The 11,578-nt window shown below is 67.3% G+C and carries 7 protein-coding genes; 4 read left to right on the plus strand and 3 right to left on the minus strand.

The window, feature by feature from the left end; translation table 11 throughout:
* Nucleotides 1–49: 49 nt before the first annotated feature.
* Entirely contained in the window at nt 50–1,009 is a 960-nt protein-coding gene (locus tag CXY70_RS05775; protein ID WP_104191430.1) for a LysR family transcriptional regulator, read from the minus strand.
* A gap of 157 nt (nt 1,010–1,166) precedes the next feature.
* On the opposite strand from CXY70_RS05775, the gene CXY70_RS05780 reads away from it, so the two are divergent.
* The 4 genes from CXY70_RS05780 (at nt 1,167) to CXY70_RS05795 (ending at nt 9,902) form a co-directional block, all read left to right on the plus strand.
* Nucleotides 1,167–4,748 carry a bifunctional proline dehydrogenase/L-glutamate gamma-semialdehyde dehydrogenase gene (locus CXY70_RS05780; RefSeq protein WP_104191513.1) on the plus strand — a complete coding sequence of 1,194 codons (3,582 nt, stop codon included), beginning with the start codon at nt 1,167–1,169 and terminating at the stop codon, nt 4,746–4,748.
* Nucleotides 4,749–4,869: 121 nt separating this feature from the next.
* Nucleotides 4,870–5,892: a 3-oxoacyl-ACP synthase III gene (locus CXY70_RS05785; RefSeq protein WP_104191431.1), complete on the plus strand. Its 1,023-nt coding sequence runs from the start codon at nt 4,870–4,872 to the stop codon at nt 5,890–5,892.
* A gap of 175 nt (nt 5,893–6,067) precedes the next feature.
* Nucleotides 6,068–8,902, plus strand: coding sequence for an alpha/beta fold hydrolase (locus CXY70_RS05790; RefSeq protein ID WP_233205767.1), 2,835 nt, complete (start codon nt 6,068–6,070; stop codon nt 8,900–8,902).
* A 10-nt stretch (nt 8,903–8,912) separates the two neighbouring features.
* A complete protein-coding gene (locus CXY70_RS05795) occupies nt 8,913–9,902 on the plus strand; it encodes an NAD(P)-dependent oxidoreductase (RefSeq protein WP_104191433.1) in 990 nt (329 codons plus the stop codon).
* Nucleotides 9,903–10,182: 280 nt separating this feature from the next.
* Here the strand turns inward: CXY70_RS05795 and CXY70_RS05800 are convergent, their stop codons facing one another.
* Together CXY70_RS05800 and phnF are read right to left on the minus strand one after the other, a co-directional pair.
* Nucleotides 10,183–10,560: a GntR family transcriptional regulator gene (locus CXY70_RS05800; RefSeq protein ID WP_104191434.1), complete on the minus strand. Its 378-nt coding sequence runs from the start codon at nt 10,558–10,560 to the stop codon at nt 10,183–10,185.
* A gap of 257 nt (nt 10,561–10,817) precedes the next feature.
* Nucleotides 10,818–11,567, minus strand: coding sequence for a phosphonate metabolism transcriptional regulator PhnF (gene phnF, locus CXY70_RS05805; protein ID WP_104191435.1), 750 nt, complete (start codon nt 11,565–11,567; stop codon nt 10,818–10,820).
* Nucleotides 11,568–11,578 lie beyond the last annotated feature (11 nt).

Consider the following 11,578-nt stretch of genomic DNA (forward strand, 5'->3'; position numbering starts at 1 on the left):
TGCCCCGGCTCCCGTGGCGGGGGCATCCGTTTGTTATCCGGTGGGCGTGTCACACCGGTGCGAGCGGCTCGAACGGGCGCGGCGGCTCGAGCGGGTCGGATTCCGTCAGCTTGGCAACCTTGCTCACCGCTCGATCGAGGGCTCTGCGCACCACGACCACGCCGGGGCGCTGCGCACTCGACCGACGCGCGGCCGAAAACAGGGTGCGATGGGGTGTGCCCGGCAGATCGTGTAGCTGCACGGCCGGCATGCGACCGGCCCAGACCAAATCGGGCAGAATTCCGACGGCATTGCCCGATTCAATCAAGCGGATGTGTGCGATCAAATCGGCGGTCTCAAACCGAACGTCGGGTTCGAATCCGGCCGAACGGCACAGCTGCGTGGCCCACTGGCGCGAGGCCGTGCCGACCGGTTCCATCACCCAGGGCAGGCCGGCCGTGTCCTCGAGCGTGCCGGCGGCAACGCGGGAGTTCTCCGCTGGTGGCACCGCGAGCCGCAACGCATCCGTTGCGAGGTTGACCCGGTCGAGGTCGGGCCAGTGCGCCCGGGTATGGCCGGGATACTGCTCGGCCAGCACGAGGTCGAAGTCCCGTGCCGCGACCTCAAACAGGCCGCGCTCGGGCTCACGCTCGGTCACTTCGACCCGCAGCGCTGGAAACTGCTCGGCAAGAAAGGTCAGGGCGCGCGGAATCACGGCCAGGGCCGCCGACTGGAACACGGCCACCCGCACGGTGCCCGACACGGTCGTCGTGCTGGCACGCAGGTCGGCCTCGGCGAGCTCAAGCCGCTCCAGCAGATGCGTGGTGTGCTCGACCAGGATCTCGGCCTGCGGGGTGAGCTGCACCCGGCGCCCCACCTTCTTGAGCAGCACGACGCCGGCCTCTTTCTCCAGCAGTGCAAGCTGTTGCGACACCGCCGACGGGCTGTACGCCAGAGCTGCGGCGACCCCGGCCAGGGTGCCGCGAATTTTCAGTTCACGCAGCAGCCGCAGCCGCCTGACATCCAGCATTTGCTGCTCCCTACACCCATCAGCCCACCGAAAACCGAACCATTAGAAATTGTAACGAATACCCTGCATAAACAATTGCTTTTGCTAAATATAGGCTGGTCTCAGACTTGTTACACCAGAGCACCCCATCCGCGAACGAAAGACTAGTCTCGTGACCATGACCAACGCCTCCACCCGCCCCGCCAACGAGGATTTCAGTACGGAGGTCGTTGCGCTCGTTAAGAAATGGCTCGACGAAAGCGCCACCATCCCGGCGGATGCCGCGGCCGAGCGGCTCGCCGGCGTGCTGAAAGACCCGAACGGCCTCGACTTCACTGTCGGTTTCGTGGACGGCGTCATGCGACCCGAAGACAAGATGGTCGCCGGCTACAGCCTGCAGAAAGTGGCTAAGAAGGCACCCGGCTTTCTGCCGGTGCCCATGCGCGCGGCCATCGGGCTCGGCGGCATCCTCGGTCCGGTGCTGCCCTGGGTAGTCATCCCCGCCGCCCGCACGGTGCTTCGCCAAATGGTCGGCCACCTTGTCGTCGACGCCACCCCCGACAAGCTGGGGCCGGCACTGGCTCATTTGAAAGAGAGCGGCAACCGCCTCAACATCAACCTGCTCGGCGAATCGGTGCTCGGCGAGAAGGAAGCGCTCGAACGTCTCGAGGGCACCAAGCGCATCCTCGAACGCCCAGACGTCGACTACGTCTCGATCAAGGTGTCGTCGATCGCCAGCCAGCTGTCGATGTGGGCCTTCGACGAGACCGTCGCCCGGGTGATCGAACGGCTGACGCCGCTGTATGAGTTCGCCGCGGCATCCGGCACCTCGAAATTCATCAACCTCGACATGGAAGAGTACCGCGATCTTGACCTCACCATCGCGGTGTTCGAGGGGCTGCTCGACCAGCCGCAACTTGCCCAGCTTGAGGCCGGCATCGTGCTGCAGGCCTACCTGCCCGACGCCCTGAGCGCCATCCAGGGCCTGACCCACTGGGCCCAGAACCGCCGCGCAGCCGGGGGAGCTGCCATCAAGGTGCGTCTCGTCAAGGGCGCCAACCTCGCCATGGAGCACGTCGACGCCGCCGTGCACGACTGGCCGCTCGCCACGTTCTCGACCAAGCAGGACAGCGACACCAACTACAAGCGGGTGCTCAGCTGGGCGCTCACCCCGCAGAACACCGACGCCGTCAAACTCGGCATCGCCGGCCACAACCTGTTCGACGTGGCCTGGGCGCACCTGCTCAGCGTCGCCCGTGGCGTCGATGACCGGGTCGATTTTGAGATGCTGCTGGGCATGGCCACCGGCCAGGCCCAGGCCGTGCGGCAGGACGTCGGGCAGCTGCTGCTCTATACCCCCGTCGTCGATCCCTCACACTTCGACGTGGCGATCAGCTACCTCATTCGCCGCCTCGAAGAAAACGCGAGCCAGGAGAACTTCATGTCGGCCGTGTTCGAACTGACCAGCAGCCCGGAGTTGTTCAACCGCGAAAAGGCCCGTTTTCAGGCCTCCCTCGACGCGCTCGATGACCGGGTTCCGGCCCCGAATCGCGTGCAGGACCGCTCGAGCAGCTTTGACCTCGATCGCCTCGCCGCCGCTCAACCGGATGCCCGCAGCCAGGGCATCGAGGCTGCCCCCGAGGCCGACCCGCAGCTGACCGAAGCCCTGCTCGGCATCACCCGCGGCTCGGTGCCCGTGCACTCGAGCTTCCGCAATGAGCCGGACACCGACCCGTCACTGCCCGCAAACCGGGCCTGGGGCCGGCGCATCCTGGCCCGCGCCGACGCATCCGTTCTCGGCACCGACACCATCGAGGCCGCCGCGGTTCCCGACGAGGTCGCGCTGAACACCATCATTGACGGTGCCTTGACCGCCGGAGCCGCCTGGGGGCAGAAAACCGGCGCCGAACGCGCTGCCGTGCTGCACCGCGCCGCCCTCGCGCTCGCTGCCAACCGCGATCGCCTGATCGAGGTCATGGCGAGCGAGTGTGGCAAGACCATCACGGAGGGTGACGCCGAGGTGAGTGAAGCCATCGACTTCGCCAACTATTATGCCGAACGAGCCAAGGACCTCGACCGCGTGCAGGGCGCCATCTTCGTGCCCTCCAAACTCATCGTGGTCACCCCGCCGTGGAACTTCCCGACCGCCATCCCGGCCGGTAGCATGCTCGCCGCCCTCGCCTCCGGTGCTGGCGTCGTCGTCAAACCCGCCACCGTAGCCCAGCGCACCGGTGCCGTCGTCGTCGAGGCGCTATGGGAGGCAGGCATTCCGCGTGAACTTCTCGCGCTCGTCAACCTGCCTGACCGGGACCTCGGGGCCAAGCTCATCGCTCACCCCGCGGTCGACCGGGTCATTCTCACCGGCGGTTACGAGACGGCCGAGCTGTTTCGCTCGTTCCGCCGGGACCTCCCGCTGCTCGCCGAAACCAGCGGCAAGAACGCCATCATCGTCACCCCCTCGGCCGACTTCGACCTCGCCGCCGCTGACGTGATCAAGAGTGCTTTCGGCCACGCCGGCCAGAAGTGCTCGGCCGCGAGCCTGGTAATTTTGGTCGGATCGGTCGCAAAATCGGAGAGGTTTCTCGGCCAGCTGGTCGACGCCGCGACCTCGATCAAGGTCGGACCGGCCAGCGATCCGGTCACCCAGATGGGCCCGATCATGTCACCGGCCGACGGCAAACTGCTGCACGCGCTGACCACCCTCGGTGCTGAAGAGAAGTGGCTGGTGGAGCCGAAGCAGCTCGATGAAACCGGCAAACTCTGGTCGCCTGGCATTCGCACCGGCGTCGCACCCGGATCGTATTTTCACCTCACCGAGTTCTTCGGCCCGGTTCTCGGCGTGATGCACGCGCGCAATCTGGAAGAAGCCATCCGCTTTCAGAACGCCGTCGACTATGGCCTGACCACGGGGCTGCACTCGCTCGACGCCGACGAACTGGCCCTTTGGGTCGACACCGTTGAGGCCGGAAACCTGTACGTCAACCGTGGGATCACCGGCGCCATCGTGCAACGTCAGCCGTTCGGTGGCTGGAAGCGCTCCGCGGTGGGCGCGGGCACCAAGGCTGGCGGACCGAACTACCTGCTCGGCCTCGGCAGCTGGGTCAACGAACCGGGCCGCAACAGCTCGACGCTGCACCTGCGCGGTCTCGAGCAGCGCGTCACCGACATCATCGAGGCCAGCCAGCCGTTTCTCGACTACGCCGACTTCGACGTGCTGCGCCGCTCCGCGGTGAGCGACGCCCTCGCCTGGCGCGAGGAGTTCAACGTCGTGCGCGACGCGACCGACCTCGGCGTGGAGCGCAACCTGTTCCGCTACCGCGCGCTGCCGGTCACCGTGCGCCTGACCGAAACCGGCACGCTCGCCCAGCTGCTGCGCGTGATCGCCGCCGCGACCCTGTCAACGTCGCGCTTCGACGTATCCAGCACCATTCCGGTGCCGCCCGCCGTGCGCAATATCCTCGCCGAGCGCGAGATTTTGGTGGTCATCGAGAGCGACGAGGAGTGGCTCGCTCGGGCACGCTCGGGCGCGATCACGGCCAGCCGCGTGCGCCTCATCGGCAGTGACCCGGTGCTGGGCGCGGCGGAGGCGGCATCCGCTCTGGCTGAGGCAATGAACGGCACCCCGGACATTGCCCTGTATTCCAACGCTGTCACCCAGGCCGGCCGTATCGAGGTGCTGCCGTTCTTGCGCGAACAGGCCATTTCGATCACCGCGCACCGGTTTGGCAACCCGAGCACGCTCTCGGAGGGAGTGATCTGAGGAACGGCCTGTGCGCCTTCACTGGGCGCACAGGCCGCGTGCGGTTGGCATTCAGTTTAATGGGGCAAACTCGTAGGGGACGTATGATTACCGCTGTCCACAATTTGACAGGGGTTGACGCTTGAACGGGAACGCGACGACGACACATCGGAACGTCGCTTTGCTGTCGGTAGCCAGTCTCATTGCGCCCCTCGTTACGACGTCCGAAGAAATCGACCGGCGTTTGAAGCCTGTTTTGACGCGGCTCAAGCTGCCCACCGGGTTGCTGCAGCGCGTGGCCGGTGTCTACGAGCGACGCAACTGGGGCCCGAACGAGACCTTTGACGACGCCGCGGTCAAGGCCGGTGAGATCGCGCTCCGGGAGGCGGGCATCAAGGCGAGCGATGTTGGCCTGCTCATCAACACTTCGGTCACTCGCAAACACCTTGAACCCTCGGTCGCCGTGCGCATCCACCACGGACTCGGCTTGCCATCGTCGGCGATCAACTTTGACATTGCGAACGCGTGCCTCGGTTTCGTCAACGGTATGACCCTGGCAGCGCAGCTCATTGACTCCGGGCAGATCAAGTACGCGGTGATCATCGACGGCGAAGACGCCGATGAGATTCAGGCCAACACAATCGAGCGCCTCGGCCGCCCGGGCATCAAGCGCAAAGACTTCATGAGCGAGTTTGCGAGCCTCACCCTCGGTTCCGGCGCAGCCGCAGCGGTGCTCGGCCCGGCGGATGCCCACCCCGGTGGACACCGCATCCTCGGCGGGGTCACCCGCGCGGCAACCCAGTTCAACGACCTGTGCGTCGGCAGTGTTGACGGCATGTTCACCGACGCGAAAGCGTTGCTCCGGGGCGGTATGGAACTCGTTGTTTCAGCCTGGACCGAAGCTAAACGGGACTGGAGCTGGTCAAACATGGATCGCTACATCCTGCATCAGGTCTCAAGCGTGCACACCAACGCCATCGTCAAGGCCACCGGCATGGACAAGACCAAGATTCCGCTGACCTTTCCTACCCTCGGCAACGTTGGCCCGGCGTCCATTCCGATCACGCTCGCGCAGGAGGCTCCGACGCTGCAGTCGGGCAACCGGGTGCTGCTCATGGGCGTCGGCTCCGGCCTGAACACCGCCATGATGGAACTCGTTTGGTAATGGTGGATGTCCGACACCACCGTCGAATTCTGCGAGGTGCCAACTTGGGCCCCATGAATTGTCGGGCCGCCCACGAGATGCCAATTTTGGCCTCATGGGACGGCGCCAAGGGGCCGAATATGGCTTCTCATGAAAACCATGGGGCCAAAAGTGGCTTCTCGGGCCCAAGAGGAGTGTGACTGAAATCCGCGCAACCCCAGCTTGCCGACTTCCACGTGCGGTGCCGGCGCCGGCGACCTTGCCGCCGTCGGGCCTGTCCGGACTGAACCCGGGGTGGTCGCGTCTGATCGACGTCGCGGAGAGCGGTACTTCCGGCGATGTGACCCACGGGTGGCACCTGCTCGACAACGGCCCAGAGCTTGACGCGCTGGGCGTGATTCCGGTCGGCACAATTCTGTGTGTGCACGGCAATCCGACCTGGTCCTACCTGTGGCGCAGTCTGCTCGCCGCGGCTTCGGAGGCCGCGGCGTCGGGCGCGCCAGCCTGGCGGGTGATCGCCGTCGATCAGCTCAACATGGGCTTCTCCGAGCGCACCACAGATTTTCGCCCCCTCGCCCGACGGGTGCAGGACCTCGACGATCTCACCGATGCGCTCGACCTGGCCGGCCCGGTCATCGCCCTCGGCCACGACTGGGGCGGCGTCGTCTCGCTTGGCTGGGCCGTCGAGCACCCCGAGCTGCTGGCCGGCGTCATGCTGCTGAACACCGCGGTGCACCAGCCCGCTGGCGACAAAATTCCAGCGCCGCTTCGGCTCGCACTCGGGCGCGGGATCCTCGGCCCAGCAACCGTTGCCACGCCGGCGTTCCTGGCCACGACGCTGGCTCTCGCGCATCCGCCGTTGTCGAGCGAGATCAAGCGCGGCTTCCGAGCTCCGTATCTGACGAGCGCCCGCCGCAGCGGAATCGGCGGCTTCGTCGCCGACATTCCGGTCGCACTCGCGCACGAGAGCCGACCCGAACTCGACCGCATCGCCGAGAGCGTGCGCACGCTCGCGGTGCCCACTCTGCTGCTCTGGGGTCCACGCGACCCGATCTTCAGCGACCGCTACCTCGACGACCTGGTCGACCGGATGCCGCACGCCCGTGTGCACCGGTTCGAGGGTGCTGGCCACCTGCTCGCCGAAGATGTGGACTACGCCGCCGCCGCGTTGCTCTGGCTGGGCGATGCCGTCGTGAAATCTCCCCTGGATGCATCGGAATCGGAATCGGAATCGGAATCGGAATCGGCATCGGTCGCGCCGAGCGAGGCGGCGTGGGACGCCGCGGGGACGCATCCGCTCTGGCATTACCTCGACGAACTGCAGGACTCCGACGAGACCGCCCTCGTCGACATGCAGCCGACCCCTCGCACCGTCAGCTGGCGGCTGCTCTCGCTGCGCGTGCGGCAGCTAGCCGCCGGCCTCGTGCACATCGGCGTGAAGCCCGGCGACCGGGTTTCGCTGCTTGTACCGCCCAGCGCCGACCTCACCGCGGTGCTCTACGCCTGCGTACGCATCGGCGCCATCGTTGTCGTAGCGGATGCCGGCCTCGGCCTGGCCGGCCTCACCCGCGCCGTTCGCGGCGCCCGCCCCGACTTCGTCATTGGGGCAGCTCCCGGACTGTTGGCCGCCCGTGCGCTCGGTTGGCCCGGGCGTAAGATTTCGGTCGCAGGTTTTGTCCCCCCGATGGCCCGCCTCCTCGGCGTCGAGCACACCCTCGCCGAACTGATCAGCCTGGGCCAGGCCCGACTCAGCGCCGGCGATGCGCTTCCGGCCCAGCCCGCGCCGACCGATGCGGCCGCCGTGCTGTTCACGTCCGGTTCGACCGGCCCGGCCAAGGGGGTCGTCTACACACACGGCCAACTCTCTGCGGTGAGCCGCGCGCTCTTTCTGCAATACGGCGTCGGCGTCGGCACCGGCCTCGTCGCCGGCTTCGCCCCGTTCGCCCTGCTCGGTCCGGCCCTCGGTGCGCGCTCCGTCACGCCCGATATGGACGTCACCGCGCCGAAGACCCTCACCGCCAGCGCGGTCGCGGCCGCAGTCGACGCGATCGATGCGACGGTCGTCTTTCTCTCACCCGCCGCCCTCGTAAACGTCGTTGCGACCGCGCAGGCACTCACTCCCGCCGACCACGCAGCCCTTGCCGGGGTGCAGCGTTTTCTCTCGGCCGGCGCGCCGATCTCCGAGAGCTTGCTCGCCCAGGCCGCGGCGCTTATGCCGCAAGCGACCGCGCACACGCCGTACGGCATGACTGAGGGCCTGCTCATGGCCGACATTACGCTCGAGGGCATCCGGGCCGCAGCCGCGGGTGTCGCAGAGTCGAACACAGTGCCTGCCGTGGCGAACGACGGCGAGTCGGTCCCCGCGCCGCCCGCCACTGCGACCCCGGCTGCGACCCCGACTGCGAACCCGGCAGGGGGAGTCTGCGTCGGCGGGTCGACCGCGACCACGCGCATCCGCATCAGCGCGCTTGACGCGAGTGGGGCGTCCGTTGGTGAGCTGACGGAGGAAGCCGACGTGACCGGCGAGATCGTGGTGTCGGCGCCGCACGTGAAAGACCGCTACGACCGGCTCTGGCTCACCGAGCGGGCCTCGCGGCGCGGCGCCGTTGCCGGCGAACGCTGGCACCGCACCGGCGACGTCGGCCACCTCGACGGTGCAGGCCGCCTCTGGGTCGAGGGGCGCATGCCGCACGTCATCGTGACGGCCAACGGCGTGGTCACCCCGGTCGGCCCGGAGCAGCGCATTGAAACCCTGCCCGACGTTTTTCGTGCGGCGTTCGTCGGCGTTGGCCCCCTCGGCACCCAGCAGCAGGTCGCCGTGCTCGAAACCGTGCCGCCAGCCCGCCGGGTGCACCGAGCCCCCGAAAAGCTCGCCGCCGCCGTGCGCTCGATGGTCGGCACACCGGTCGCAGCAGTGCTCGTGGTTCCGGGCCTCCCGACCGACATTCGGCACAACTCCAAGATCGACCGCAGCCGGTTGTCACGCTGGGCCACCGGCGTCCTTTCGGGTGGTCGCTGGACTAAGCCATGAGGGGCGCGCCATGAGAGTGCTGGTCACCGGTGCCAGCGGATTTCTCGGCCGTGCCGTCGCTGCGCGCATTAGCGCGGCCGGGCACGAGGTACGCACCTTTCAACGCCGGCCATCCGGCGTGCCCGGCGTTGAGGATGTGCACGGCTCGATCACGATGCCCGCCGACACCCCCTATGCCGGCCTTGCTTATGCCGTGAGCGGTAGGGATGCGGTCGTGCACCTCGCCGCCAAGGTCTCACTCGCCGGTGACCCGGCCGCGTTCGAGGCGGTAAACGTCGGGGGCACCCGCACCGTTCTGCAGGCAGCCCAGGATGCCGGTGTCTCCCGTTTCGTCTACATCTCCTCGCCATCGGTGGCCCACGCCGGCAGCTCGATCATGGGCTCCGAGGCTTTGCCGGCCGCGCCCGAGCAAGCTCGTGGCGACTATGCCCGTACCAAGGCGCGGGCCGAACTGCTCGCGCTCGCCGCCGACGCTCCCGGATTCAGCGTCGTCGCCGTGCGCCCGCATCTGGTCTGGGGCCCCGGGGACACCCAGCTGATCGACCGGATCGTCGATCGCGCCCGCCATGGGCGGCTGCCGCTGCTCGGGCGCGGCGCGGCGCTCATCGACACGACCTACGTCGACAATGCAGCCTCCGCCATCCACGCGGCGCTCGACGCCGCTTCTTCGGTTCACGGCCAGTCCTACGTGATCACCAACGGTGAACCGCGCCCGATTGCGGAACTCCTGGCCGGAATCTGCGGCGCGGCCAACGTGGCCGCGCCGGCCTGGCGGGTGCCGGCATCCGCTGCCCGCGCAGCTGGCTCGCTCATCGAGGCCATCTGGCGCACCCGCCCGGGAACGGATGAGCCACCCATGACCCGCTTTCTGGCCGAGCAGCTCTCGACTGCGCACTGGTTCGACCAGCGTCGCACCCGCGCCGATCTGGCCTGGACCCCGGAGGTCTCGCTGGACGAGGGCTTCGCCCGCCTGGCCGCCCACTACCGCCAGACCCCCTAGCGCCCCCAGAGACCCGCCACCACTTGGGACCGGGCCTGGGCCTCGTTCCCGGGCCCCGTTTATAAACTGGGCCCACGTTTCGGGCCCGGGCCCCCGTCCGGGAGTAGGTCTGCAGCATCCGCTTGCATGGGTCGGGCACGCGCGTTATCCATCGAGCGGATGCCGAGACCCGCCAATACCAGCATCATCAGGATCAGTGCGACCGTGTCCACAAAACATGCCTGTTGTGTGAATTCTGTAGCAGAGTAGCAATACAAAATGCGCGGCGTAAGGCCGCTGGTCAGGCGTCGGAACGGCGGTTCAAGGCGTCGGTGACCAGGGTGAGCGCCTCGACCGGGCTCACGCCAAGCTGCTCGATGCGCGTCGCGAACGCGTCGGCCGCAGCCTGCGCGTGTCGCTCGGCCGAATCGCCGTTGGGAGCGACAAAGGATCCGAATCGGCCCCGCGTTTCAATCACATTGTCCCGCTCCAGCTCGCGATAAGCGCGCGCGACCGTGTTCGTGGCCAGGCCGAGCTGGGCGGCCAGAGCCCGCACGGTCGGCAAGCGGGCGTCGTGCGCCAGCTCGCCGGAGCGCACGGCCGCAATCACCTGGCTGCGCAACTGCTCGAACGGCGGCGTACTCGACTGGGAATCGATGGCAATAAAGGAAGCGGGCACGGGACCCTCCGTTCGAACGCTATGGGTAATCTTGCCCCGCTATGACGGATGCTGCAACTACGTTCCTGCGTACACTACGGCAAAACATACCGACGGAGCGCTCGAACTGGCTTTACACACTTCTGCCGATTGCCATCTCGGTATTTGTGGGTCGATTTTCGGCATAATTTTGGAGTAAGCACAGATCGATGACCCGCTCATCGACCTGATCGTCGTCGACGAGCGGGTGAAGGAAACCTATCCGTCGCCCGTATCCGTCAGTCGGCGCGCGGGTGCTCAATATCCAGCCGTACGCGCTGCGCCGCGAAGCGCGTCACGACGTGCTGTAGCGGGGTGCCACCGGGCAGGGTGTCGAGCGCTTCGGTGACGAGCACGATCGCGCCGGGCCCAAGCGCGAGGAGCTCGGACTCCGTCGCCGTGGCGTGTCGCGCGCCAACGACGGTCGACGCGCGCACGTAGTCGTCGATACCGCTCGCGTGCAAGGCTGCCGTTACTGATCCGGTACGCCGCAGTGTGGTCGCGATGTCGGGCAGACGTTCGAGGTCGAACCAGTGTGTGCTCACGGAGATCTGCTGCCCACCCGTGGAGCGCGTCGTCTCGATTCGGATTGCCCGGCTGCCGTCAAGCCTGAGCCGCCGGGCGATCTCTGACGGTGCGTCCTCGATGGCGCTGTGCAGCACACGGTTGGTCGACGAGGGTCCCTGGTCGCCGAGGCTGGTTGTCATTCGAGTGCGCAGACCGATCCGGTGCAGACGCACAGCCTGGCCGGTCACGAAGGTGCCGCTGCCGCGCCGAGATTCGACCAGCCCCTCCTCTGCCAGTGCGGCGATGGCCTGACGCGCCGTGTGCCGGTTGACACCAAAACGCTCGGCGAGCACATTCTCAGTGGGCAGGCGGTCGCCCGTGTGCAGTCGGCCGCCGTCAATGTCCAGGCGCAGTTCCTCGGAAATCAGGCGCCAGGCCGAATATCCGCTGCTCGATCGGGCGACTGGTGCGCGATCCGTCACGGAGTGTCCTT

It is taken from the genome of Cryobacterium sp. Y82 (assembly GCF_002929495.1).
GTDB classification, from domain to species: Bacteria; Actinomycetota; Actinomycetes; order Actinomycetales; family Microbacteriaceae; genus Cryobacterium; species Cryobacterium serini.

Coding starts and splice junctions, on each gene's coding strand:
- CXY70_RS05795 (WP_104191433.1), top strand. CDS start 8,913: ATGAGAGTGCTGGTCACCGGTGCCAGCGGATTTCTCGGCCGTGCCGTC.
- CXY70_RS05775 (WP_104191430.1), bottom strand. CDS start 1,009: ATGCTGGATGTCAGGCGGCTGCGGCTGCTGCGTGAACTGAAAATTCGC.
- CXY70_RS05780 (WP_104191513.1), top strand. CDS start 1,167: ATGACCAACGCCTCCACCCGCCCCGCCAACGAGGATTTCAGTACGGAG.